Source organism: Cobetia sp. 10Alg 146 (assembly GCF_029846385.1).
GTDB classification, from domain to species: Bacteria; Pseudomonadota; Gammaproteobacteria; order Pseudomonadales; family Halomonadaceae; genus Cobetia; species Cobetia marina.
This window is the reverse complement of sequence record NZ_JARWKT010000005.1, coordinates 136,929-161,836: the sequence shown is the minus strand read 5'-3', so window position 1 is coordinate 161,836 and position 24,908 is coordinate 136,929. Positions and strand designations below refer to the sequence as shown.

At 60.5% G+C, this 24,908-nt stretch carries 20 protein-coding genes; 12 read left to right on the top strand and 8 right to left on the bottom strand.

Features of this window, described 5'->3' with window-relative positions; all coding sequences use genetic code 11:
- The first annotated feature begins 4 nt into the window (after positions 1-4).
- Both luxS and QD172_RS10730 read left to right on the top strand, forming a co-directional pair.
- On the top strand, positions 5-517 hold the full coding sequence (gene luxS, locus QD172_RS10735) for an S-ribosylhomocysteine lyase (RefSeq protein ID WP_077379728.1): 513 nt from the start codon (positions 5-7) through the stop codon (positions 515-517).
- Between the two features lie 156 nt (positions 518-673).
- The gene (locus tag QD172_RS10730) at positions 674-1,603 is read left to right on the top strand and encodes an alpha/beta fold hydrolase (protein ID WP_279855744.1); all 930 of its coding nucleotides are present in this window, start codon (positions 674-676) and stop codon (positions 1,601-1,603) included.
- A gap of 149 nt (positions 1,604-1,752) precedes the next feature.
- On the opposite strand, the gene gyrB is transcribed toward QD172_RS10730, so the two are convergent.
- The 4 genes from gyrB to dnaA form a co-directional block, all read right to left on the bottom strand.
- Positions 1,753-4,170, bottom strand: coding sequence for a DNA topoisomerase (ATP-hydrolyzing) subunit B (gene gyrB / locus QD172_RS10725; RefSeq protein WP_084209549.1), 2,418 nt, complete (start codon positions 4,168-4,170; stop codon positions 1,753-1,755).
- Positions 4,171-4,189: 19 nt separating this feature from the next.
- Positions 4,190-5,275, bottom strand: a complete 1,086-nt coding sequence (gene recF, locus QD172_RS10720) for a DNA replication/repair protein RecF (RefSeq protein ID WP_084209550.1) — start codon at positions 5,273-5,275, stop codon at positions 4,190-4,192.
- Positions 5,276-5,499: 224 nt separating this feature from the next.
- Positions 5,500-6,603: a DNA polymerase III subunit beta gene (dnaN, locus tag QD172_RS10715; protein ID WP_077379736.1), complete on the bottom strand. Its 1,104-nt coding sequence runs from the start codon at positions 6,601-6,603 to the stop codon at positions 5,500-5,502.
- Positions 6,604-6,751: 148 nt separating this feature from the next.
- Positions 6,752-8,239, bottom strand: a complete 1,488-nt coding sequence (gene dnaA / locus QD172_RS10710; protein ID WP_077379738.1) for a chromosomal replication initiator protein DnaA — start codon at positions 8,237-8,239, stop codon at positions 6,752-6,754.
- Positions 8,240-9,078: 839 nt separating this feature from the next.
- Between dnaA and rpmH the strand changes: the two genes are divergently transcribed.
- The 6 genes from rpmH (at position 9,079) to QD172_RS10680 (ending at position 16,907) form a co-directional block, all read left to right on the top strand.
- Complete coding sequence (gene rpmH, locus QD172_RS10705; RefSeq protein WP_043331656.1) at positions 9,079-9,213, top strand: 50S ribosomal protein L34; 135 nt, start codon at positions 9,079-9,081, stop codon at positions 9,211-9,213.
- Between the two features lie 11 nt (positions 9,214-9,224).
- A complete protein-coding gene (rnpA, locus tag QD172_RS10700; protein WP_077379742.1) occupies positions 9,225-9,614 on the top strand; it encodes a ribonuclease P protein component in 390 nt (129 codons plus the stop codon).
- Between the two features lie 118 nt (positions 9,615-9,732).
- On the top strand, positions 9,733-11,397 hold the full coding sequence (yidC, locus tag QD172_RS10695) for a membrane protein insertase YidC (RefSeq protein ID WP_077379744.1): 1,665 nt from the start codon (positions 9,733-9,735) through the stop codon (positions 11,395-11,397).
- Positions 11,398-11,612: 215 nt separating this feature from the next.
- On the top strand, positions 11,613-13,031 hold the full coding sequence (gene mnmE / locus QD172_RS10690; protein WP_279855742.1) for a tRNA uridine-5-carboxymethylaminomethyl(34) synthesis GTPase MnmE: 1,419 nt from the start codon (positions 11,613-11,615) through the stop codon (positions 13,029-13,031).
- A gap of 136 nt (positions 13,032-13,167) precedes the next feature.
- Positions 13,168-15,066, top strand: coding sequence for an ABC transporter transmembrane domain-containing protein (locus tag QD172_RS10685; protein WP_279855741.1), 1,899 nt, complete (start codon positions 13,168-13,170; stop codon positions 15,064-15,066).
- Complete coding sequence (locus tag QD172_RS10680; RefSeq protein ID WP_279855740.1) at positions 15,063-16,907, top strand: ABC transporter transmembrane domain-containing protein; 1,845 nt, start codon at positions 15,063-15,065, stop codon at positions 16,905-16,907. Before QD172_RS10685 ends, QD172_RS10680 begins: the two co-directional genes overlap by 4 nt.
- A gap of 134 nt (positions 16,908-17,041) precedes the next feature.
- Here the strand turns inward: QD172_RS10680 and rlmJ are convergent, their stop codons facing one another.
- The 4 genes from rlmJ to rdgB form a co-directional block, all read right to left on the bottom strand.
- The gene (gene rlmJ, locus QD172_RS10675) at positions 17,042-18,676 is read right to left on the bottom strand and encodes a 23S rRNA (adenine(2030)-N(6))-methyltransferase RlmJ (protein WP_279855739.1); all 1,635 of its coding nucleotides are present in this window, start codon (positions 18,674-18,676) and stop codon (positions 17,042-17,044) included.
- Positions 18,677-18,916: 240 nt separating this feature from the next.
- Positions 18,917-19,579 (bottom strand): OmpA family protein, encoded by a 663-nt coding sequence (locus tag QD172_RS10670; protein ID WP_077379755.1) that lies wholly within the window; start codon positions 19,577-19,579, stop codon positions 18,917-18,919.
- Between the two features lie 84 nt (positions 19,580-19,663).
- Positions 19,664-20,863 (bottom strand): radical SAM family heme chaperone HemW, encoded by a 1,200-nt coding sequence (gene hemW / locus QD172_RS10665; protein WP_279855737.1) that lies wholly within the window; start codon positions 20,861-20,863, stop codon positions 19,664-19,666.
- Positions 20,863-21,483, bottom strand: coding sequence for an RdgB/HAM1 family non-canonical purine NTP pyrophosphatase (rdgB, locus tag QD172_RS10660; protein ID WP_279855736.1), 621 nt, complete (start codon positions 21,481-21,483; stop codon positions 20,863-20,865). The genes hemW and rdgB overlap by 1 nt, the downstream gene beginning before the upstream one ends.
- Positions 21,484-21,965: 482 nt before the next feature.
- Between rdgB and QD172_RS10655 the strand changes: the two genes are divergently transcribed.
- The 4 genes from QD172_RS10655 (at position 21,966) to QD172_RS10640 (ending at position 24,889) form a co-directional block, all read left to right on the top strand.
- Positions 21,966-22,616, top strand: a complete 651-nt coding sequence (locus tag QD172_RS10655) for a LuxR C-terminal-related transcriptional regulator (protein WP_279855735.1) — start codon at positions 21,966-21,968, stop codon at positions 22,614-22,616.
- A 582-nt stretch (positions 22,617-23,198) separates the two neighbouring features.
- Positions 23,199-23,882: a LuxR C-terminal-related transcriptional regulator gene (locus QD172_RS10650; protein ID WP_077379761.1), complete on the top strand. Its 684-nt coding sequence runs from the start codon at positions 23,199-23,201 to the stop codon at positions 23,880-23,882.
- Between the two features lie 11 nt (positions 23,883-23,893).
- Entirely contained in the window at positions 23,894-24,397 is a 504-nt protein-coding gene (locus QD172_RS10645; protein WP_077379763.1) for a CsgE family curli-type amyloid fiber assembly protein, read from the top strand.
- A gap of 78 nt (positions 24,398-24,475) precedes the next feature.
- Positions 24,476-24,889: a curli assembly protein CsgF gene (locus QD172_RS10640; protein ID WP_077379765.1), complete on the top strand. Its 414-nt coding sequence runs from the start codon at positions 24,476-24,478 to the stop codon at positions 24,887-24,889.
- Positions 24,890-24,908: the final 19 nt, after the last annotated feature.

Below are 24,908 nucleotides of genomic sequence, written 5' to 3'. Positions count from 1 at the left end.
TCGTATGCCACTGCTGGATAGCTTCACAGTCGACCACACCATCATGAAAGCCCCTGCCGTGCGCGTGGCCAAGAAGATGGGAACCCCCAAGGGCGACAACATCACCGTCTTTGATCTGCGTTTCTGCGTACCGAATGAAGAGATTCTCTCCGAGAAGGGCATTCACACGCTGGAACATCTGTTCGCCGGCTTCATGCGCGAGCACCTCAATGGTGATGGCGTCGAGATCATCGACATCTCGCCGATGGGTTGCCGTACCGGCTTCTACATGAGCCTGATCGGTGAGCCGGACGAAGCCCGGGTTGCCGCTGCCTGGTCTGCCGCCATGCAGGACGTGTTGAACGTCGCACGCCAGGAAGAGATTCCGGAGCTCAACGTCTATCAGTGCGGTACTGCACAGATGCATTCTCTGGAAGAAGCCAAGCAGATCGCCAGCAACATCCTGTCACGCGATATCGGCATCAATCGCAATGATGAGCTGAAGCTGGACGAAGGTTTCCTCAATCAGGCGCATTGAGTCTTGAGACACCAAGTCTTGAGATACCAAGCCTTGAGGCACCGGACTTGATCAGCCTGTCGAGTGCGCCGGGTCCTTGAACGAAAAAGCCCGCTATCTGACCTGATCAGATAGCGGGCTTTTTTCATGCCACAACATCCCGAGCGAGTGACGCGAATGCCCGATTCCAACAGCCATGCCTTTGATTTCACGACTTTCCTGGCAGACAAGGAAGCGTGGTCAGCACCGAATGAACTCGTCCCCTACCGCTGTCGCGATGGCAGCAGCCTGGGCTGTCGTCACTACCACCCGACGCGCATTCCAGCGATCACGACACACCTCATCCTGCTGCATGGTTCCAGTGCTGACAGTCGCTACCTCGCCTCACTGGCAACGCATCTGGCCACTGAGGGGTATCACGTCCATACGCCTGACTTGCGTGGCCATGGCCCGACGCCTGACCGGCGCGGCGATATCGATCACCCGCTGCAGCTCGAGGAGGATCTTGAAGATCTGATCCGCTCACTGGACCTCCCCGCTGACGCCAGCTTGTGGATCGCCGGGCACTCTGCGGGAGGCGGCCTGGCACTGCGGTTCGCGGCATCCGCTCTGGAACACGGGCTTGCCGGCATCCCGCTGGCTGGCCTCATTCTGCTGGCTCCCTATCTGGATCACCTCGCTCCCAACATGCGTCGCGATTCCCGCTGGGCACAACCGCGGATAGCACGCATGCTGACATGCATGCTCTTGAACAAGCTGTCCATCCATCGCCTGGATCATCTCGAGGTACTCACCTTCAACATTCCCGCTGAATATCGCGATGCCAACACCACGAGCGCTTACTCCTGGCGCTTGATGACAGGCCTCAATCCTCGCCATTACCAACGAGATCTCGAGACTCTGTCACGGCATCACGTGCCCTTGCTGGCATTGATCGGTGATCAGGATGAGGCGTTTCACGCCGACCGACTCGAGGAATGCCTGCAGCCGCAACATCCCGCCGCGCACGTCACGATACTCGAGGACGTGGATCATCTGGGGCTGGCGACGGCAACCGTCACGGCAGAGCGTATCGCTGAATGGCTGACAAGCGATCCGGCAGCCTGAGACGGCCCCGGGCCTCATTCTGTCATCCCCCTCTTCCCTTTCTCATTTCTCCTTTGTGCCGCCTTCTACACGCTCCAGCTCTGGCAGCAAGGCATAAAAAAGCCCTGATCAAGGATCAGGGCTTTTTTCAGCTGACGACGATCACGACATCAGACGTCGAGATTGGCCACCAGGGCGAAGCGCTCGATGAAGTCACGACGCGGCTCGACCTCATCTCCCATCAGGGTGTTGAACATCTGATCGGCACCGATCGCGTCTTCGACCGTCACACGCAGCATGCGGCGTGATTCCGGATCCATGGTGGTTTCCCACAACTGATCCGGATTCATTTCTCCCAGCCCCTTGTAGCGCTGGATGCTGAAACCACGCGCCGCTTCCTTCATCAGCCAGTCAAGTGCCTCGTAGAAGGTGACGACCTCCTTCTTGCGCTCACCGCGTGAGACATAGCTGCCCGCCTCCAGCAAGCCTTCCAGCATGGAGCCCAGCTCGCTGATCTCACGGTAGTCCGCGGACTTGAAGAAATCGACGTCCCACAGATAGTCACTGCTGACACCGTGCGCCGTCAGTGTGACTGCCGGCAGATAGAGGTTGCGCTCACTGTCATGGCTGAGGCTGAAGCTGTAGTGCGGGCCGCCCTCATAGGCGATCAGGTCATCCATTTCCTTCTGGAGACCATCGATCCAGCCCTGCACCATGGCTTCATCCTTCAGTGCCGACTCATCCAGATGCGGGGCGTGCACGATCTTGCGCAGCACGGCAGACGGATAGACGCGCGCCAGACGATCGATACGCTTCATCACGCCGCGATACTGATTGACCAGTGCTTCGAGCTGAGCGCCAGCGATACCCGGCGCATCGGCATTGACGTGCAGCTTGCCGCCGTCCAGCGCCGTGGCTGTCAGGTAATCCTGAAGCGCCTGCTCATCCTTCAGATACTGCTCGTGCTTGCCACGCTTGATCTTGTAGAGCGGTGGCTGCGCGATGAAGATATGACCACGCTCGATCAGCTCCGGCATCTGACGGAAGAAGAAGGTCAACAGCAGCGTACGAATGTGCGAACCATCGACGTCAGCATCCGTCATGATGATCACGGAGTGGTAACGCAGCTTGTCAGGATTGAACTCCTCCCGACCAATACCGCAGCCCAGCGCCGTGATCAGCGTGCCGACTTCTGCAGATGACAGCATCTTGTCGAAGCGCGCCTTCTCGACGTTGAGAATCTTGCCCTTCAGCGGCAGGATCGCCTGGGTACGACGATCACGACCCTGCTTGGCGGAACCGCCGGCAGAATCACCCTCGACCAGATACAGTTCGGAAAGACTCGGGTCCTTCTCCTGGCAATCAGCCAGCTTGCCCGGCAGCCCCGCGATATCCAGTGCACCCTTGCGACGCGTCATGTCACGCGCCTTGCGGGCCGCTTCACGCGCACGTGCCGCATCCAGCATCTTGTTGACGATGGCCTTGGCTTCGTTGGGCTTCTCGATCAGGTACTCGGAGAACAGACGGCCCATTTCCTGCTCAACCGCTGTCTTGACCTCGGAGGACACCAGCTTGTCCTTGGTCTGCGAGGAGAACTTCGGATCCGGCACCTTGACCGAGATGATCGCGGTCAGGCCTTCACGAGCATCATCCCCGGTGGTGCCGACCTTGGACTTCTTGAGCAGCCCTTCCGCCTCGATGTAGCTGTTGAGGGTACGGGTCAAGGCTGCACGGAAGCCCGCCAGGTGAGTTCCGCCATCCCGCTGAGGGATATTGTTGGTGTAGCAGAAGATGTTCTCGGAGAAAGCATCATTCCACTGCATCGCCACCTCGACACCGATACCGTCCTCGCGCTCCATTTCAAAATGGAACACCGGATTCAAGGCTGCCTTGTTGGTGTTGAGGTGATCCACGAACGCCTTGAGACCCCCCTCATAGTGGAAGAGCTCTTCCTTGCCGCTACGCTCGTCGATCAGACGAATCGCCACACCTGAATTCAGGAAGGAGAGTTCCCGCAGACGCTTGGCCAGAATCTCGTAGTGAAACGCGATGTTGCCGAACGTCAGCGGTGAGGGCTTGAAGCGCACCAGGGTGCCGGACTTCTCGGTGTTGCCGACCACTGCCAACGGGGCCTCTGGCACGCCGTGACGATAGATCTGCTCATGGACCTTGCCCTGACGCCAGATGGTCAGCTTCAGCTCTTCGGACAGCGCGTTGACGACGGATACGCCAACGCCATGCAGGCCGCCGGAGACCTTGTAGGAATTGTCATCGAACTTACCACCAGCATGCAGCACCGTCATGATGACCTCAGCTGCGCTGACGCCCTCTTCCTCATGAATCTCGGTCGGCACGCCACGGCCGTTGTCGCTGACGGAGACCGACTCATCGGCGTGGATGACCACGCGGACTTCGCTACAGTGCCCTGCCAGCGCCTCGTCGATGGAATTATCCACCAGCTCGAACACCATGTGATGCAGCCCCGTGCCATCATCGGTATCGCCGATGTACATCCCGGGGCGCTTGCGTACGGCATCCAGGCCCTTGAGGACCTTGATGCTCGATGAGTCGTAAGCCTGTTCGCTCATTGGCTTCTCCGTCGTGAAGTCATTCCGTGTGCAGTCGCCCGTGTTCCACGTGAAACATTCTGACATCCGTGCCCGGCAGCCAGACCCGATCCAATGCTTCGGGTTCGACACAGGTCACGAAGACCTGACACTCGAGGCTGGCCAGCAACTGGCAGAAGAGACGGCGATGTTCGCCATCCAGTTCTGCCGGCAGGTCGTCGATCAGATAAACACAGGTACGTCCGTTCATTTCCTCAAGCAACCGCCCCTGGGCCAGCTTGAGTGCGCTGACGACCAATTTCTGCTGGCCACGGGACAGCACCTCTACCGCAGGGCGGCGCCCGAGACGAATGCGTAGATCAGCGCGCTGCGGTCCGGTCTGGGTAAACCCCATGTGGCTATCGCTGTCACGCCCTGCTGCCAGCACCTCTCCTAGAGAGCGCTTCGCATCCCAGCCACGTTGATAACGCAGACTGAGATCCGGCAGCTCGATCAGCTCAGCGAGAGTTGCCTGAAACAGGGGGGCCAACGCTTGCATATATTCCATGCGCAGGGCATCGAGACGCTCACTCCAATGAGCAAACTCACGATCCCAGACGTTCAATGCCTGAACGTCCATCTTACCATGTCTGAGTAACGCGTTCCGATGTTTGAGCGCACGGCGAACCCGCTGCCAGACATCGAAGAAATCATGTTTCACGTGAAACACGCCCCAATCGAGAAACTCGCGGCGTGCCGATGGAGAGCCTTCCAGCAGCCGGAATGCATCCGGATTGATCAGCTGCAAGGGAAGCGCCTGCGCCAGCTGCGCCACACGCTCGACCTTTTCTCCATCCAGTCGCATCTCGAGGCCATCTGCAGCCTGCTCACGGCGCACTCCCAGCGGGCGAGGGGGATCCCCTGCCAACCGACCGAACAGCGTCATGCCGGGCATATCGTGCGCGATGGCATGCTTTAGCTTGTGGGTGCGGAAGGAACGTGCCAGTCCCAGCACATGCACACCTTCCAGCAGGCTCGATTTCCCGCTGCCGTTGGCGCCGCTCACCAGGTTGACCCTCGGACCCGGCGCGATATCGACAGGCGCAAGGTTACGCAGGTTCTGGAATTGCAGACGTTCAAGCGCCATGGCGACCTCAGTCAGGACAAATGAAGAAAACGAAGACGATATGCACGTTCAACCTGTGATCGACACGATGCTTGCCGTGCCATCACCTCTTGGCCCTGAATGTGACGACACCCGCCACCTCACGGGAGAGGATGGCGGGTGTCGTCAGTCATGTGTTGAAGAAATTCGCGAATACTTTGCGCCGATTACGAATCAAGCGCATGATTTTTAACGATTTTACACTATTACAGACGCATCGGCATGACTACGTAACGCGCATCACCGCCGCCCGGCTCTTCCAGCAGTGCGGAGCTGTTGGCATCGGAAAGCGTCAACTGGACACGATCCGAATCCAGCACGCCCAGAACGTCGATCAGGTAGCCGACATTGAAGCCGATCTCCAGACCACCGCCTTGATAATCCAGTGCGATGTTCTCTTCAGCTTCTTCCTGCTCCGGGTTGTTGGCCAGCACGCGCAGATTGCCGGCCTCCAGGTACAGGCGGACACCACGATACTTCTCGTTGGAAAGAATCGCGGTACGTGACAGTACCTGTCGCAGCTCGGCACGCTCCGCCACGATGACCTTGTCACCGCCACGCGGCACGACACGCTCGTAATCCGGGAACTTGCCGTCCACCAGCTTGGAAGTGAAGGTGAAGTCGCCGGTCTGCGCCCGGACGTGAGTCCCGCTGACGGTGAGCGTCAGCGGCTCATTGCTGCCGTCCAGCAGACGCGTCAGTTCCAGAATGCCTTTGCGGGGAATGATCAGCTTCTGGGACTCGGCAACACTGATGTCAGCGGCCTGCTCACATACCGCCAGGCGGTGTCCATCAGTGGCCACGGTGCGCACCAGATTGCTGGTCAGTTCCAGCAGCATGCCGTTGAGATAATAACGGACATCCTGCTGCGCCATGGCAAAGGAGGTGGCATCGATCAGATGCTTGAGCGTGCCGCGCGGCAGGCTGATGGTGATATCACCCTGACCATCATCGATGTTGGGGAATTCCGCGACCGGCAGCGTCGAGAGCGTGAAGCGCGAACGACCACTGCGCAGGATGGCACGGCCTTCCTCGAGCGCCAGGATGATCTCGCTGCCTTCCGGCAGCGACTTGCAGATATCCATCAACTTGCGCGCTGGTACCGTCGCGGAACCCGGCTCATCGACACGGCTGGGCTCGACACGCCCGATCAGCTCGACCTCCAGGTCGGTCCCCGTCAATGACAGTTGCTGATCAGACACCTCCAGCAACACGTTGGACAGCACCGGCAGGGTTTGACGACGCTCGACCACACCCGCCACCAGGGACAGCGGGCGCAGCAGGGCTTCACGCGAAATGGCAAATTTCATGGAGACTCCACTCTCTGGAAACGGGAGAAGTGCTTGCCGGTGACCAGCACACACTCATCAAATATTCCGGGCCGTCGCACGACAGGGCCCGGTGCACTAAGCGCCGGACAGGTTGACCTCACCCTCTCGGCGCTGCGTGGCAACTGAATCAGCTGGTCAGAAGACGCAGCAGATTCTTGTAGTCTTCGCGAATGTCGGCGTTCTCTTCGCGCAGTGAGGCCACCTTGCGGCAGGCATGCAGCACTGTCGTGTGGTCGCGTCCACCGAAGGCATCGCCGATTTCCGGCAAGCTGTGATTGGTCAGCTCCTTGGCAAGTGCCATGGCGACCTGACGCGGACGTGCCACCGAGCGCGAGCGACGCTTGGAATGCAGATCGGAAATCTTGATCTTGTAATACTCGGCCACGGTGCGCTGGATATTGTCCACACCCACCTGCTTGTCCTGCAATGCCAGCAGATCCTTCAGGGATTCACGGATGAAGTCCTGGTTGATCGCACGCCCCATGAAATGGGAGTCCGCGATGACCTTTTTCAGGGCACCCTCGAGCTCACGCACGTTGGAACGGATCTTCTGGGCAATGAAGAAGGCGGCATCATGAGGCAGGTCGACCTTCGCCTGGTCCGCCTTCTTCATCAGGATCGCGACACGAGTCTCAAGCTCCGGCGGCTCGATGGCCACTGTCAGCCCCCAACCGAAGCGGGACTTCAGGCGCTCTTCGACACCATTGATCTCCTTCGGATAGCGATCCGAGGTCAGGATCATCTGCTGCCCCCCTTCCAGCAAGGCATTGAAGGTATGGAAGAACTCTTCCTGAGAACGCTCCTTGCCGGCAAAGAACTGGATGTCATCGATCAACAGCGCATCCACCGAGCGGTAGAAACGCTTGAAGTCATTGATGGCATTGAGCTGCAGCGCCTTGACCATGTCAGCCACGAAGCGCTCGGAGTGCAGATAGACCACCTTGGCATTCTCGCCACCCTGCTTGGCCAGATGGTTGCCCACCGCATGCATCAGGTGGGTCTTGCCCAGACCGACGCCACCATAGAGGAACAGCGGGTTGTAGGCGCCACCCGGGTTCTCGGAGACCTGACGGGAGGCGGCACGCGCCAGCTGGTTGGACTTGCCTTCGACGAAGGTTTCGAAGGTGAAGTTCGGATTCAAGCCACTGGAATGCTTGAGGCTGCCTTCTACCTGCACCTGCCGCGCATTGCGACGCGGTGCCGCCTCCTGCGCACCGTCACCCGCCATCTCACGCTCTTCTGCGTAATTGCCACGCGGGGGCGTATGCACTGACGGCGCACGCGGGCTCGGCATCTGGCCGGGCGCAGGGGCCTGAGCGGACACCGATGAAGTCGATGCCCCCTCTGGCCGCGGATTGGAGACCGTGCGGCGGCTTCCCACGCTGAGCTCGACCTTGGGCGGCTTGCCCGGAGCAAGCTCACGCAGAAGCTCATGAATCCGCTTGAGGTACTTGTCATTGACCCAGTCGCGTACGAAGCGATTGGGGGCGAGCAGGCACAGCTCTCCGCCGTCACCTTCCTCAGCCTGCAAGGGACGAACCCAGGTGTTGAACTGCTGTGAATTCAGCTCGTCTTGCAGGGCGTCAAGACATTGTTGCCAAAGTGCGAGCGACACGCGACCTCACATCCAGTGATCAAAGGGGCGGCCATTGTATAGGCCAAGCCACGAGTTATCCACACGACATCGGCAGGGAAATCCACTGTGGACAACCTGGGTATCAAGATTCTTCTGCCATCTGGACATTCTGGGGAGTGATGGAGGCCATCTGGAACGCTGGGGATAAGGCGATACTTATGCACAGTGTCATGCACAGGCTGAACTCAGGTTCTTCACCCTTTATCATCAGGGATATCCTGAGGGCAGTAGATTGAACTTCTTCGACAAAAACAGGTTATCCACAGAATCTTCCCTCCTTTATAGTTACTGTATATTCAGAACTACCTTTCTGTAGCAATAATAGCGAGGGCCTTGCTCGGGAATGCGCTTTCCCTCTCGAGGAGGTGGCGACGCACGCACAGGCAAGGTTATCCACCGGTGCTTTCCTGCCGCGAATCTGTCATTCGCTGGTCGGGCAAGACAGCCCGGGAGGCAGGGGCTATCCCCCGAAAGAGCGGGACCCGATGCACGAGTCGCCGCCCCCCCTTCGCAAGTCTTCCCCTCGGTCAGCATGAGGCGCAGTTTCTCCTCTCCTTTCTCGACAAGGATTTTTTTGGCCCTGCACACGTGCTCCGTGGCTGGCTCGATAGCCGTGAGAAACGCCAGCTGACGGGCGGCGTGGCACGAATCAGCAGTGAAATGTCGGGAAACGGCTGTGGACAACTTCTCACGCGACATTGCAAGCGACTTGCAGATTCACTAGAATCCCTGCCCCTGACCAATCTGCCCTGTCCTCATGTGGATACAGGGCAACATTCGTTGACCTTTTCCAAACAACCACGTGGGAAGAAGCAGCTATGAAACGCACATTTCAGCCGAGCGTCCTGAAGCGCAAGCGCACACACGGTTTCCGTGCTCGTATGGCGACCAAAGGTGGCCGTGAGGTCATCCAGCGTCGTCGTGCGAAAGGCCGTAAGCGTCTGAGCGCCTGATCGAGGCCCGGATGTCCCGTCAGGGATTTCCCCGGCAGCTTCGCTTGCTGACTGCCGGGGATTACCGGCACGTCTTCGATCACACCACCCTCAAGGTACACGGCAAGGGGCTTCTGGCTCTGGCGTGTCCGAACGACCTGGGACATGCCCGCCTGGGGTTGGTGTTCAGCAAGAAGAACGTGCGCCGTGCCGTAGATCGCAACCGCCTCAAACGTCTGACACGCGAATCCATTCGCCTCCGCCAGCATCGCCTTCCGGCCGTCGACATCGTCGTATTGGCCAAGCGAGGTGTGAATGAGCTGGACAACGAGACACTGCATCGCCAGCTTGACGGCATGTGGGCTCGTCTGGAGAAGGATGCCAGACGTCTGAAAGCGGCCAAGTCAACGCCACCTGCCTGACGCGACACCTCTCCGGTGCGTCCGGCATGTGGCGTTTTTTTCGTTATGCGCCCCACCGTTCGTACCCGGACTCATCTGACTCCCGCCAGATTGATTCACCCTCCACCGGGTATACACAATGGATGTCAAACGATTACTCCTCGTGATTCCGCTTGCGGTTGTCGCCTATCTGCTGGTCGTCCAGTGGAACAAGGATTACGACCAGCCCGCTGCAGAGACACAGGCTCCCCAGGTGGCCTCTCAGGCTGCCAACGCCACTGCCCAGGGCCTTGAGGCTCCGAGCAGCAGCAATGCTTCCAGCGGCGATACCGGTCTTGCAACGCCGGACAGTGCGACCAGTACTCCGAGCAACAGCCTGATCGAAGTCAAGAGCGACGTGCTGGACCTGCGTATCGACCCGCAGGGTGGCGACGTCGTCTATGCCGCCCTGCTCGAGCACAAGCAGAACAACACCTCTGAAGCTCCCTTCGTCCTGCTGTCTGACAATCAGTCACGCAGCTACGTGGCCAAGTCCGGCCTGCAGCTGGATGGTCACAAGGGACGTATCGCCTTCTCCGCCGATAGCAACAGCTACCTCATGGGCGAGAATGACGATAGCCTGCAGGTGGACCTGAAGGCCGACGTCAACGGCGTCGCGATCATCAAGCGCTTCACCGTCAGCAAGGACAGCTACCAGCTCAAGGTTGACTATCTGCTGGACAACCAGTCCCAGCAACCGGTCGGTGCACGCTTCATCGGTCAGCTGGCTCGCGACAACAGTGCCGATCCGTCCACCGGTGGCGGCATGGGCATGAAGTCCTATCTGGGTGCGGCCTTCTCGTCAGAAGAGAACCACTACCAGAAGGTGGATTTCGAAGATATCCAGGACGGCAGCTTCAAGAATGTCGACATCCAGGGTGGCTGGGTCTCCATGATCCAGCACTACTTCGTGTCTGCCTGGGTGCCGGCTGACAATCAGAAGAATCTGTACTACACCAGCGTCGACAAGCAGAACCGCAACGTGGCGGCCTTCGCCAGCCCGACCACTCAGGTCGCGGCCGGTCAGCAGGCTGAGCTCGGTGCCACCCTGTACGTCGGACCGAAGGATCAGGACCAGCTGGAAGCGACCGCGCCCTATCTGGAACTGGTGGTCGACTTCGGTTGGCTGTGGTTCCTGGCCAATCCGCTGTTCTGGCTGCTGGAGCACATCCACGCGCTGGTCGGCAACTGGGGTGCCTCCATCATCCTGCTGACCGTGCTGGTGAAGGTCGTGCTGTTCCCGCTTTCCGCGACCGCATACCGCTCGATGGCCAAGATGCGCAAGATGGGCCCCGAGATGCAGCGAATCAAGGAGAAGTACGGCAGCGACCGCCAGAAGGTCTCCCAGGAGATGATGAAGTTCTACCAGACGGAGAAGATCAATCCGCTGGGCGGCTGTCTGCCGATCGTGATCCAGATGCCGGTCTTCATCGCCCTTTACTGGATGCTGATGGAGTCCGTCGAACTGCGTCACGCGCCGTTCATGCTGTGGATTCAGGATCTTTCCGTGAAGGATCCGCTGTTCATCCTGCCCATCGTCATGGGTCTCACGATGTTCATCCAGCAGCTGCTGAACCCGACGCCTCCGGACCCCACCCAGGCGAAGATCATGAAGATGCTGCCCATCGTCTTCACCTTCTTCTTCCTGTGGTTCCCGGCTGGTCTGGTGCTGTACTGGATCGTCAACAACACGCTGTCGATCGCTCAGCAGTACGTCATCACCCGTCAGATCGAGAATGCCGAGCCGACCAAGAAAGGCGCATGATGCCTTTCAGGTTCGCCTGACATGACTCACCCACGACCCTCGCCTCTGGCGGGGGTCGTGGCGTTTCAGGCCTCTGTTTTCTCGAGCGATCGTGACCGCCCTGCTGCCAGCTGATGCTTCCGGACACACCCTCGCTTGCTGTCGCGGGGCGTCAGCCGCGACAATAGCGCCCATCCCCTACACCTTCATTCCGGCTTCGTGCCCGAGGTTTCTGCATGTCTACCGCCTACCAGCCTGACTCCATCGCGGCACTGGCCTCTCCGCCCGGCCGTGGTGGCGTCGGCATCATCCGTGTCTCCGGGCCGGCCTGCCAGGCCATCGCCCAGGCCATGCTGGGCCAGTGCCCCCCGCCGCGTCATGCCCACTATGGCCCGTTCATGGGACTGGACACCCAGGGCAACCCCATCGCCCTCGACGAAGGCATCGCGCTCTACTTCAAGGGCCCGAATTCCTTCACCGGCGAGGATGTGCTGGAACTGCAGGGGCATGGTGGCCCGGTGATCATGGATCTGCTGCTGGAGCGCTGCGTGCAGCTGGGCGCACGCCTGGCACGCCCCGGTGAGTTCAGTGAGCGTGCCTTCCTGAACGACAAGCTGGATCTCGCCCAGGCCGAAGCCATCGCCGACCTGATCGATGCCAGCTCACGCGCGGCGGCCGAGAATGCGCTGCGTTCGCTCAAGGGCGAGTTCTCGACGCGTGTCAGTGCGCTGGTACAGCGCCTGATCGAGCTGCGCATCTACGTCGAGGCCGCCATCGATTTCCCGGAAGAGGAAATCGACTTCCTGGCCGACGGGCATGTCGCGGCGCGCCTCAATGAGGTCAAGGCCGAGCTGATGGGCGTGCGCGCCGCCGCCAACCAGGGTGCCCTGATGCGCGAGGGCATGACGGTGGTGATCGCCGGCCGCCCCAATGCCGGCAAGTCGAGCCTGCTCAATGCGCTGACTGAGCAGGACACCGCCATCGTCACCGACATCGAAGGCACCACGCGCGACGTGCTACGTGAGCACATCCACCTCGATGGCATGCCACTGCATGTCATCGATACCGCCGGCCTGCGAGACACCCCGGATGCCGTCGAGCGCATCGGCGTGCAGCGCGCCTGGGACGAGATCGAGAAGGCGGATCGCGTCCTGTTGCTGGTCGATGCCGCGACCACACCAGCCACCGACCCGATGGAGATCTGGCCGGAATTCGTCGCACGCCTGCCGGATCCGTCTCGCCTGACGCTGGTCCGCAACAAGATCGACACCAGCGGCGAGACGCCTGGGTTGACCAACGTCACTGCCATCGAGGATGGCGATGCCGAGCAGGCACGTCATCAGGCCAGCGTGGTGCGCATCTCGGCGCGCGACAATCAGGGCCTGGATGCCTTGCGTGATCACCTCAAGGAAATCATGGGCTTCACCGGCACGGCCGAAGGTCGCTTCAGCGCCCGCCGCCGTCACCTGGATGCGCTGGAGCGTGCCGGCGAGTCTCTCGACAACGGTGAGGCCCAGCTGCTTGGCGCCGCGGCGGGGGAGCTGCTGGCCGAAGACCTGCGTGCTGCCCAGATGGCGCTGTCCGAGATCACCGGGGAATTCTCGGCCGATGATCTGCTGGGGGAAATCTTCGGCAGCTTCTGCATCGGCAAGTGATCCCGCCGGACTGACCTTCTCCTCCCGAAAGCCTCCCGCCGCCAGCGCTTGCGTCTGGCGGACAGACTCTCGTTATACTGCCTCTGCCGAACATCTCCGAGTGGCGAAGATGGGCAGGGGCAGACAGGGAGTCGACATGGCGGGACGCGCAACATCGAAAAGGCCGCAGGATTCCCATCGCGAATCCCGTGACTCCAGCACCTCACTCCCGCCGAACCCCGCCGCCGAGCTGAGCACAGGGCCTCTTCCCGAGGCCCCGTTGCGACACCTGCTGCTCGATTTCTTCACCCGCCACTGGCCCCGCTACCTGCTGGCCATCGTGTTCCTGATCGGGGTCGCGGGGCTGAATCTGCTGCTGCCGTGGGCCATTGGCGCCACCATCGATGCCCTGCGTGATGGCAGTCTGGATCATGATGCCCTGCTGACCCGCCTGTGGTGGCTGGTGGCAGCGGGCCTCGCGCTCTACGCCCTGCGCTATGCCTGGCGCGTGGCGCTGTTCGGGACCGCCTATCGGCTGGGGACGGAGCAGCGTGATGCCTTTCACGCCAAGCTGACACGCCTGGACCCCGGCTTCTATCAGCGTCATCGCACCGGAGACCTGATGGCGCACGCCAGTCAGGACATCGATGCCGTGGAGATGGCCGCCGCAGAAGGTGTGCTGTCCAGCGTCGATGGCGCCATGACCTTCGTACTGGTGCTGGGCATCATGCTGTTCGCGATCGATGTGCCGCTGACATTGCTTGCCTTGCTGCCGTTCCCCTTCATGGCCTGGGCCTTTGCCCGAATCTCCCGACGTATCGGACTGCGTTTTCGCGAATCGCTAGAACGCTTCTCGGACCTCAACGACCAGACCCAGGAAGCCTTCGCCGGCATTCGCATGCTCAGGAGTCATGCGCTGCTCGATGACGAAGCCCGCGCCTTCTCGAAACGCGCCGCGGCCGCCGAACGCGTGGATTATCACGTCCAGACACTCGAGGCCGCCTTCAGCCCAGTGGTGTTTCTCTCGCTCTCGATGGCCACCTTGTTGACGCTGGGCATCGGCAGCTGGCGCTATCTCCAGGAGGCCATCACGCTTGGACAACTGACCAGCTTCTCGCTCTATCTCGCCCAGTTGATCTGGCCGATGTTCGCGCTCGGCTGGTGCCTGAACATCCTGCAGCGTGGTGCGGCGGCCGCTCGTCGCCTAGCCATCTTCCATGCGGCCCCGGAAGCGCTGCAGGATACCGGCACACGGGATGAAGTGAGCGACCACTCACTCCGCCTTGAGATCAAGGAATTCCACTACCCCGGAAGCCAGCAGCGTGCTCTTGGTCCGATCTCGCTTGAGGTGGCGGCAGGGGAAAGCCTGGGAATCGTCGGTGCAACCGGCAGCGGAAAGTCCACGCTACTGCGCCTGCTGTCTCGCAGCTGGCCGCTGTCAGACGACCAGGGAACGCTGACACTGGGAGGTCACCCCGCAAGTGAGTACACACTTCACGCATGGCGTGGCCAGTTCTCGCTCGTCCCGCAGGATCCCTTCCTGTTTGCGCTCTCGGTGGCCGACAATGTCGCCCTCGCGTGTCCCGAGGCCAGCCATGCGCAGATACACCAGGCGTTGAGCGCCGCCGCCTTCGACAATGATCTCGCGCGTCTTCCCGCCGGGCTCGATACCATGATCGGCGAGCGTGGCATCACGCTCTCCGGCGGTCAGCGTCAACGCTTGGCACTGGCGCGCAGTCTGCTCACCGAGGCTCCCATCCTGCTGCTGGATGACACCCTGTCCGCCGTGGATCAGGTCACCGAGCGCACCCTGCTGACCACGCTGGCACGTCTGCAACACTCTGAGCGCCAGGGACGACGGCGCACGCTGATCATCAATAGTCATCGTCTGTCAGCCGTCCAGCGCTGTCAGCGCATTCTGGTCCTCGAGGACGGGCGCATTCTCGAACAGGGCAATCACCAGACGCTGCTCGAGGCACGTGGCGCCTACTGGCGACTCTGGCAGGCCCAGCAGGCAGACCGGGACAGCGATGCACCGCAGGGAGTGCGCTCATGAGTCACACGCAATCCGAGGCTCCCGTGACATCACGCCTGCTCAGCCGTCGCCGCCTGATACTGCTGTGGCAACCGCTGAGGCAGCGCCTGGGGGATGTCCTGCGCGCGCTATCGATCCTGATCGTTGCCACGGCGTTGGACGTCCTCGGCCCGTGGCTGACACAGCGTTACCTGGATGAGCACCTGATTCCCGGCAATCTGGCCCCCGAGGCGCTGGCAGGGCTGATGGGTCTGTACCTGATCACCCAGGGTGGGGCAGCCGCCGGGCGCTATCTGCAGCAACTGCGCTTCGCACGCCTGGCCCTCGCCAGCGTGCGCGATCTGCGTGAGCGAGTCTTCACTCACCTGCTCCATCAGCCACTGACGACATTGGATACTCTGGCGGCCGGTGAACTGGTGGCACGCGTGACCAACGATACCGAGTCCCTGAAGGAGCTGTATGTCGGAGTGCTGGCCACGCTGGTCGGCAACGTGGTGCTGCTGATTGGCATACTATCGGCCATGGCGTTGATGGATGGCACCCTCGCGCTCATCGCGATGGCACTGATTCCGCTTTCCGTCGGATTGATCTGGCTCTATCAGCGTTTCTCCGGTCGTGCTGCCAGTGAAGTACGCCGACTGCGCGCCTTTCAGAATGCACGTATCGCCGAGGCGATCGGCGGGATGAGTGTCCTGCAGGCCAGCCACCAGACGACGCGCTTCGGCGAGCGCTATCATCGCCTCAATCTCGCGCAATATTCAGCGCGCATGCGCACGGTACGCGTCTCGGGCCTGTTGCTACGTTCCGCCATCGACCTGATGGCCATGCTGATCACGCTGACACTGGTCGCGGTCTTCGGGCTGCGTGAACTGGGCGGAGGCGCTGAGCTGGGCGTGCTGTATGCCTTCATCGCCTGGCTGGGGCGCATCAGCGAACCGCTGATCGAGATTACCCAACGCCTGCAGGTCTTCCAGTCAGCGCTGGTAGCCGCCGGACGTCTGGAAGAAGTGCTGGAGACTCCGCGGGAAGGGGAAGCGGCGGGGACGATGACGGAGTCCGGGGCAAAGGCTGCCCCCTCCTCCACGCCGGCGTCAGCACGAGCGAGCGAGACAGATGCCATCACGACGTTGGCGAGTGGTCACTATCAGCTCGAGCATCTGACCCACTGGCACCAGGGAGCAGAAACCTCTGCGCTGGATGGCATCACGCTCACGATCGAAAGTGGTGAATTTCTGGGGGTCGTCGGTCCGACCGGCAGTGGCAAGTCCACCCTGCTCGACCTGCTCAGTGGTCAGCGCCCGGCTCACCGCGAGCAACTCCGGCTGGATGGACGGCCACTGGGAGAGTGGTCAGCACACCAACGCGCAGCGGCCATCGCCATCGTTCCCCAGGAGCCCTTCATCCGTGCCACGACATTGCGCGACAACCTGCTGCTGGGACGCGAGATCAGCGATTCACGGCTGGACATGGTGCTGGACAAGGCACACCTGACGCCGCTGATCCGCGGACTGCCGGAGGGCCTCGACACGCTGCTGGGCGAGCGAGGCCTGAGCCTTTCCACCGGGGAGCGGCAGTTGCTGGCGCTCGGCCGTGCTCTGGTGGCCACCCCACGCGTCCTGCTGCTGGATGAGGCCACCGCCAGCATCGACAGCCATACCGAGGCGCTGCTGCAGCAGGCGCTGCAGGAGTTGCGCGGCGAGGTGACCCTGATCGTGGTGGCACATCGTCTGGCCACGGTGCGGGACGCAGATCGATTGCTGGTGCTGGAACAGGGGCGCATCACGCAGTTGGGGTCACACGAAGAATTGATGACGACGCCCGGCCTCTACCAGCGCCTGTGGCAGGAAGATATTCCCCACTGACGCGAGGCGTCGCCTTGATCATTCATGTGAACATGAACTGGATCACGCAAGACGCCCCCACAGGCTTCGCCTGTGGGGGCGTCTGTTCTGCGAAGCCTGCCACTCAGGCTTCCGCCTTCAGCTCACGCCGACCTTCAGGGCTTGCGCGGACCGCGCGGCTTGCTGCCCTGCCCCTTGTCGGGGCTTCCCTTGGTCGCCTTGCCCTTCATGGCATTGTGTTCCTGCTTCTCACGCAGGGCACGCGCCTCACGGGCATCCAGCGGCTTGCCGACGTCGCTGGTGTCTTCAGGACGCTGCCTGGCGGCATACTTCCTGGGCAACTTGGTGGTGCTGGAAGAATTGACCTGACCATCGCGACCAATCGCCGGCGTACTGCGCTTGCTGACGCGAGTGGAGCCTTCACGGCGCCCCTTGCCCGGCATGCTGGAAGACCAGTCGCTCCAGCTGGCAGAATCCTTGCCTGCAGCCTTGCCCGCCATCTCGCCCTTGCCACGCGGTTGTGCCGGCTCGGGGCGTGACGTCGACTTGCGCTCGGCGGGCTTTTCGCTGACCCGCTTCTCACTGGGGGCGGAATGCCCATGCATCTGGTCCTTGATCTGCGCCTTGATGCTGGTCTTCGGCTTGGCCGTCGCGGAATGACGCTTGCCCTTGGCCTTGGGCGTCGCGCTGTCATTGCGGACGCGCGGCTTGGCCCAGCCTTCTCCGCGCTTGAGCTTCTCACGCTTGGGCTTGGCCTGAGTCACTTCCACGTCGGCGTCGCGCTTAACCTTCTGGTTGAGCTTGCGCAGCGCCAGCAGCCGCTCGCGCGGCATCGGCTTGGGTTCGCTGCGCGCTCGTGCGACCTCTTCCGACAACCACCACAGGCCCTTGTGCTCGACGGCAACGGACTGCGGAGCCGGCAATGCGCCCTTGAGCACCTCGACCACCTCCTGCATGGCAGCAGAGAACTGACGATCGAACTGCCACGGAGGATTGATCACCAGCATGCCAGAGCCATACATGCCGTGATCGCCCTCGGGCGAGTCAATCACCAGCTCGCTGCGCCACATCGGCGCGGGCGACTGCTTCTTGAGGCGCTCGAGCAGGTCATGTTGACGGCCGGCCGGCAGCAGCGGATACCAGATCATGATGGTGGCATGGCGAGACTTGCGCAGCGTCTCGACCACGACATCCGCCACATCACGGTAATCGTTCTTGAGCTCGTAACTGGGGTCGATCAGCACCGCGACACGCGGCGTGGTGACCGGCACTGCTGCCAACAGGCCAGACAGCCCGTCCTGCTGGCGGCGCATCACCTTGCCAAGACTGTCACGCTGCACCGGCGCCTGGTCGAAGTGGTAGATCTCACCCGGATGCAGTTCATACGCCAGCAGCCTGTCCCCCTGACGCAACGCCTGGCTCAACCACCAGGGCGAACCGGGATAGACGCTCAACGTGGACGGCGCTCCCTTGCCACTCTCGGGCTGCATGTCGGCCAGCCTGGCCAACCAGCGTGCCAGCGGCTTGTCCGTTGCACCCGGGGCAGGTTCGCCCGCGTCCGTCAGCCAGCGATCGCGCATCTGCCACACTGGCAACACGCCCTGCTCATACTCGCGCAATTGCTCTGTTTCACGTGCCGCCAGGGGATACCAGCCGCGTCCGGCATGGGTATCGATGAACGTAACAGGCGACTCTTTACGTAATAGATGCTCGGCGAGCGTATTGGCCAGCAGGTGTTTGTGGAGATCGGCGAAGTTGCCGGCGTGATAGGCGTGCTGATAGGCGAGCAAATGCGCCTCCTTGATACGGCGATGTCAGCGGCATGATGCCGGCTGGACAGAAATCTGGGGGCGGTGGCTTCAGCCAAAGTGACCGATGGATGAAGACCGCTGAAGGGGCTGAAGGATAGCAGAGATGGTCACTTGTCACCCCAAAAGCCGTCCTTCACAGACGACAAGGCCCACGCCGAAGCGCAGGCCTTGTCTGAAACATCGATGCGACCCGCTGCCGTCAGGACAGCTGGCTGAGACTCAGCTTTCCAGCGGCGTCAGAGTGATCTCGACGCGACGGTTCTGTGCACGACCGGACTGGGTATCATTCGATGCCACCGGGCTGGCTTCGCCATAACCACGCATGTTCAGACGATTGAAGGCGATGCCACCACTGGCCAGATAGTTGCCGACCGCCTGGGCACGCAGCTCGGACAGATTCTGGTTGTAGTTGCTGGCACCGGTGGAATCGGTATAGCCCGCGATGTTGACGCGAGTCTCGTCATATTCCTTGAGGACCGTGATCACACCATCCATGACCGGCTGAATCTGGCCGGACAGAGTGCTGGAATCGGAACCGAAGGTGACGTTGGACGGCATGTTGAGGATGATCTGATCGCCGACACGGGTCACGCTGACGCCGGTGCCCTGCAGCTGATCACGCAGCTTGGCTTCCTGGACATCCATGTAATACCCGATGCCACCACCGGCTGCCGCGCCGGCTGCCGCGCCGATCAGCGCCTTGTCGAGACGATGGTTGCCACTCTTGGTCGCCCCGGCGATGGCACCAACGACAGCCCCGATACCGGCACCCTTGGCCGTACTGGAGGTCTGCTGCTCATTGGTATACGGGTTGGTCGTGGTGCAACCCGCCATCGCGACGGCAGCTGCCAGCGGCAGGGCCAGGAGTACGGACTTCTTCATGGTAACGCTCCCTATCTTCACTCTCATGGATGGCAAGACGACATCGGCGTAGTGCCACATTCTGGTGTGATCATGCCTGATCGTTCAGGTGTCGAACATGGCCAGCAGGTCATTGAGGAACAATAAGCCCTGCGGCGAGGCACGCAACAGCGCGTCATCCTCAACGATAAGCCCGCGCGCGCGCGCCAGACTCAGCCCCGGCTCCAAGGCCTCGCGCTCAAGCCCGGTCGTGCGGCGCATCTCCTCGAAGCTGACGCCATCCGTCAGACGCAGCGCATTCATCATGAACTCGAGTGCCAGCTCTTCCGGGGCGATCTCCTGCTGACCGGCAATGAAGCCACGCGGGTCCTGCATGCGACGCAGATAGGCCTGGGGCTGCCGGCTCTTCCAGCGTCGCTGGAGCTGCAGCTCGCCAGCGAAGTTCCCGCTGCTGTCCGTCTTCGCCAGCGTCAGCTTGCCGTGCGCGCCCGCACCGATGCCGAGATAATCTCCGAATTTCCAGTAGTTCAGGTTGTGGCGTGCCCCTCGCCCCTCAAGGGCGTAGGCGGAAATTTCATAGCGACGGAATCCGCCGCTCTCCAGCATCTCGTGACCATGATCCTGAATGTCCCACAGCAGATCATCTTCCGGCAGCACCGGGGGGCGCGAGTAGAACTCGGTATTGGGCTCCAGCGTCAGTTGATACCACGAGAGATGAGTGGGCTTGAGAGCCAGTGCGCGCTGGATGTCATCCAGCGCCGTTTCCAATGTCTGCCCCGGCAGGCCATGCATCAGGTCGATGTTGAAGTTGTCGAAACCGGCAGCACGTGCGCTGGCAACCGCCCGTTCGGCCTCCTGTGCGGAGTGGATACGCCCCAGTACGCTGAGCTGTTCCGGCTGGAAGGTCTGTACCCCGATGGACAGCCGATTGATGCCGGCAGCGCGATAGGCAGCGAAGCGGCCTTGTTCCAGCGTGCCGGGATTGGCCTCCAGCGTGATCTCGCATCCCTCGGACAGTGCCACGCGCTCGCGAATGCCATCGAACAGCCGCTGGTAGGCCTGCCCGCTCAGCAGGCTCGGGGTCCCGCCACCGATGAAGATGCTTTGCAGTTCACGCTCAGGCTGCCCCTGGAGGCATTGGAGATCCTGGTCCAGATCCGCCAGCAGTGCCGTGATGTACTCCACTTCCGGTAGATGGGCATCGCGGCCCACACCGTGGGAGTTGAAATCACAGTAAGGACATTTGCGCACGCACCACGGCACATGAATATAGAGGGATAACGGCGGCAACGACTCGACGGACATCAAGCGCTCTCACTTGCAGCGGTCAATGCTTGAAGCAGCTGTTGCATGGCACGGCCCCGGTGACTGAGTCGATTCTTGGTGGATGCCTCAAGCTGTGCCGCACTCATGCCCTGCTCTGGCAACCAGAAGAGGGGGTCATAGCCGAAACCGCCATCACCACTCGGAGCGGTCAGCACCCGGCCCTCCCAGCTGGCCTGCACGATGATGGGGACAGGGTCTGCCGCATGCCGAAGGTAGACCAGCACACACCAGTAGCGCGCCGTACGCGCATCCTCCGGCACACCTTCCAGCGCTGACAGCAAGGCCGCATTGTTGTCCTGATCTCCCTGGCCTTGCTGACGACGCGAGGCGAAACGTGCCGAGTAGATACCGGGCTCGCCGTCCAGCGCATCGACCTCGATCCCCGAATCATCGGCCAGCGCCGGAAGTCCGGTGATGGCGGCGGCATGACGCGCCTTGATCAAGGCATTCTCGACGAAGGTCAACCCGGTCTCTTCGGCATCACTGACACCCAGCTGGCTCTGAGGAATCGGGGCAATACCCAGTGGAGCCAGCAAGCGAGCGAATTCCCGCAGCTTGCCAGCATTGCCGCTGGCCAGCACAAGTGATGAGGCAGACATGAACATCTCCGGGGTGGTGTCAGAAGAAACGTGCGACCCTGCGAGAACATCATGAAAACAGGCAGAGGGTACAAGACACATTCTATCGTGTGAGTCCGATAGGTACACGCGGGGCAGCTTTCATTCTGACTGAGCAAACTGGTATTGAAGCCTCACGAAAATCACCCGGCTCACTTGAGCTCGTCTGCCCCCGGATGCTCGATGGCTTACCAATCTCCACTCATCCCAACACGGGATTTCACTATGCCTGTTACCCACCAAGACTGACACCTTCCCAGGGCTCCTCCCAACCCACTGATCCCAAAGGGCTAATCCAAAGAATAACAAGGAGAGATTCTTATGCCATCTGGCACTATCCAAGGACGGCATCGCCTCATCACGCTTGTCTAGACTGAGAGTGATGACTCGCTGACCTGGCAAGCACTACATCCTTCGGTCTGTCACCGTTCCATCAGGTTCTGACACCACGACAGGAGTGCCCCATGCAAACGACCAAAGTCCTGTTCGTGACCGCCTTGTCTCCACAGACTGAGCTGTTTGTCGATTATCTGCATGAACAGCTTCAATGCTCCGTGGAAGCCTGCGACAGGGAGGCCGACACGCCTGTCACGCCGAATCTGGTGCTGATCGACAGCGCACAATGCGACCTGGCGAAGATGACCCACTGGAGCTCGCTTTCCAGGTCAGCCGCATTCAATGTCGAGCATGAGGACGCTGCCATCGCCCTGCTTTTGCATGTTCCCTTGAACGGCATCTTCTACCGACATGATAATCTTTCTCAGATAAGTCAGGGTATAAAGGCGATGCTGGACGAGGAGATATGGTTATCGCGAAAATTAATGCAATCGCTGATTCGTCATTATCGTCAACAACAACAGATCGCCTTCCAACCTGTCATGGGATTGACGCAAAGGGAACTGGAAATATTATCCCTGATCGCCACTCGACAGAGTAATGTCGATATTGCTCAACGTTTGAACCTCAGTCAGCACACGGTAAAGTCTCATTTATATAATATCTTTCGTAAAATCAGGGTTCACAACCGGCATCAGGCCATCGAGTGGGCGCACGAGCATCTCAATCTCTACCTCCCGCAGCACGCCCCCCATCGATCACCGAACCCGGAAACCTGAAATTCGGGGCGATCTGATACGAGCGACTGGCGTAGGCCAGACCGACGCATCACACAGTGACTACCAGCACTCCTGCAGGGCTCTTGCAGGTAGTAAGCACTCCATTCGAGTGATCTAGTTCTGAAATCCTGGCAGAGTGCGTCGCTTTTCAGTCACGGCCGCACCCTTCAGTTACAAAAAGACAAGGCCTATTACACAACGATATGGAAGCGATGCACTAAGGTACCAGACTTGTGGTACCTTCGTACCAACAGAAGCCCTAACCCTAAAAGCGCAATGGTCTGGTTTTTATTGCACTCACCAGGATGAAGGTCAGGCGACAGATACCCCTATCATGGATTAGGTGCTGTTTTCGTTGTTATTTTCCAGAATCCGCCATATCAAATTTAGCAATAACAAATCTAATAGTTTAGCAAGTGCTGAATATAGGTTGCCTTATCGTGCCTATCAGGCAAATATAAAGGGGTGCCCGATGCGTAATGCCCGACGCAGAGGAGTGCCACTCGTCACAGCAACATCTCCAACCACTTTCGCAATGGCTCCGCCAAGAAAATCGGTAAGACAACTCAGAGGTCTCGCACCATGATTACAGGGAATGCAATGGTGCTGCTGGTGACTGACTGCAATCCGCAGTCAGCGCTGTTCATGGATTACATTCGCCAGCAGCTTGAGTGTCAGGTGGCTTCCGCAAGCCCCGACGAGGATTACACCCCAGGGCAGGCAGACAGGACGATCGTGCTTCTCGATACCGACCACGTCGACGAGACCACGATGCAACGCTGGGATGCTGATGCCAGTCAGGATGCCAGTGCCGAGCTGGCAGCGATCAACATCAGTGATGAGGAAGAGGCCGCAAGCCTGCTGGTCAGCACGCACCTGCAGGGTGTCTTCTATCGTCAGGACAGTCTGTCGCTGATCAGCAAGGGAATCGCGAAATTGCTGGAAGGCGACATGTGGATGTCCCGCCCGCTGATGACTCGCTTGCTGGACTTCTACCGTCGTCAGCAGCTGAACGCCTATCGCCCCGTCTGCGGTCTGACGCAGCGCGAGGTAGAGATCATCGGCCTGCTGGGCACGGGTGCCTCCAATACCGAGATAGCAGACCAGCTGTTCGTCAGCGAACATACGGTCAAGTCACACCTCTACAACATCTTCCGCAAGATCAAGGTGCACAATCGCATCCAGGCCATGAACTGGGCTCGCCAGAACCTTGCCATGCCGGTATCACGCACACCGCGTATCGCTCGTCGAGCACAGATGTCGTGAGCGCCGCAGGCATGGTTGTCCACCATGCCTTTGCATGGGGACTGGCACTTTCCCTGATGTCGCATGCCTCCGCGCAATCAGCGCCGGAGGCGGTGAAACCAGAAGTCTCGGTTGCCAGCGAAGGCAGCGGGGCCCGGGCGGATGGCCACGATGGGGTCGCCATCCAGCGGCCTCGCGCCAGACTCAGTGATGGCCTGAACGGGGTGATGATAGATCGCACCATGACGATGATCGGCAAGACCTTCTATCGTCAATTCAGCCAGCAACGCCTTGATAGTCCAGCCCTGAGAAACACCTCTCTGAGTATTCACGAGCGTCCTTCGGCACGCTGGGGCAGCCTCATCTGGATCACGGAGGGCAATACCGTTCTCTATGAGGCGACCCTGCCCCCGAGAGTGAATGACGTCGACCTCTACGCAAGCTCAGCCGTTACCACCGTCTCCAACCAGTTCCTGCGTCGCAAGGTGCTGGAAGCACTCCAGGACGACCCGGACATGGCGGGCGATGAATTCTGAAAAGCACAGGTTGAATCCATAATAAAAGGGCTTCGATCACGAAGACCCTGACAATGTGCAAGGGAACAGGGGAACATCATGAAGCATCAGACACTCGCGGTGTCGTTGCTGTTATCGGCGATGCCGCTATATGCCGGCGAACTCATCTATCAGCCCGTCAATCCAAGTTTCGGCGGCAACCCTCTCAATGGCAGCTATCTGCTCAGCAAGGCCCAGGCACAGGATACCCATGAGGACCCCGATGCCTACTCGTTCGACAGTCTTTCAGAGACAGAACTCTTCATCAGTGACCTTCGCAACAGCCTGGTCTCCGACGCCATCACCGATGCCGTCGATACCAGTGAGCCAGGCCGTACCAGCGTGATCGACAGCGCCCAGTTGCGTGTCGAGGTCGTCAGTAACGGCAATGGCGGTTTCTCCATGCAGGTGCTGGATCGTGCGACCGGAGAAACGACCGTCATCAATCTTGGCACCTCAGGCAATGCGTTCTGACACGACTTCTGATGAAGGG

Excerpts from the sequence above, each read along its gene's own strand:
- gyrB (WP_084209549.1), bottom strand. The coding sequence starts at position 4,170 with ATGAGCGAACAGGCTTACGACTCATCGAGCATCAAGGTCCTCAAGGGC.
- luxS (WP_077379728.1), top strand. The coding sequence starts at position 5 with ATGCCACTGCTGGATAGCTTCACAGTCGACCACACCATCATGAAAGCC.
- rnpA (WP_077379742.1), top strand. The coding sequence starts at position 9,225 with ATGTCCCGTCAGGGATTTCCCCGGCAGCTTCGCTTGCTGACTGCCGGG.
- QD172_RS10640 (WP_077379765.1), top strand. The coding sequence starts at position 24,476 with ATGAAGCATCAGACACTCGCGGTGTCGTTGCTGTTATCGGCGATGCCG.
- QD172_RS10680 (WP_279855740.1), top strand. The coding sequence starts at position 15,063 with ATGAGTCACACGCAATCCGAGGCTCCCGTGACATCACGCCTGCTCAGC.
- QD172_RS10730 (WP_279855744.1), top strand. The coding sequence starts at position 674 with ATGCCCGATTCCAACAGCCATGCCTTTGATTTCACGACTTTCCTGGCA.
- QD172_RS10650 (WP_077379761.1), top strand. The coding sequence starts at position 23,199 with ATGATTACAGGGAATGCAATGGTGCTGCTGGTGACTGACTGCAATCCG.
- rdgB (WP_279855736.1), bottom strand. The coding sequence starts at position 21,483 with ATGTCTGCCTCATCACTTGTGCTGGCCAGCGGCAATGCTGGCAAGCTG.
- yidC (WP_077379744.1), top strand. The coding sequence starts at position 9,733 with ATGGATGTCAAACGATTACTCCTCGTGATTCCGCTTGCGGTTGTCGCC.
- mnmE (WP_279855742.1), top strand. The coding sequence starts at position 11,613 with ATGTCTACCGCCTACCAGCCTGACTCCATCGCGGCACTGGCCTCTCCG.
- dnaN (WP_077379736.1), bottom strand. The coding sequence starts at position 6,603 with ATGAAATTTGCCATTTCGCGTGAAGCCCTGCTGCGCCCGCTGTCCCTG.
- QD172_RS10645 (WP_077379763.1), top strand. The coding sequence starts at position 23,894 with ATGGTTGTCCACCATGCCTTTGCATGGGGACTGGCACTTTCCCTGATG.
- QD172_RS10670 (WP_077379755.1), bottom strand. The coding sequence starts at position 19,579 with ATGAAGAAGTCCGTACTCCTGGCCCTGCCGCTGGCAGCTGCCGTCGCG.
- recF (WP_084209550.1), bottom strand. The coding sequence starts at position 5,275 with ATGGCGCTTGAACGTCTGCAATTCCAGAACCTGCGTAACCTTGCGCCT.
- QD172_RS10685 (WP_279855741.1), top strand. The coding sequence starts at position 13,168 with ATGGCGGGACGCGCAACATCGAAAAGGCCGCAGGATTCCCATCGCGAA.
- rpmH (WP_043331656.1), top strand. The coding sequence starts at position 9,079 with ATGAAACGCACATTTCAGCCGAGCGTCCTGAAGCGCAAGCGCACACAC.
- hemW (WP_279855737.1), bottom strand. The coding sequence starts at position 20,863 with ATGTCCGTCGAGTCGTTGCCGCCGTTATCCCTCTATATTCATGTGCCG.
- QD172_RS10655 (WP_279855735.1), top strand. The coding sequence starts at position 21,966 with ATGCAAACGACCAAAGTCCTGTTCGTGACCGCCTTGTCTCCACAGACT.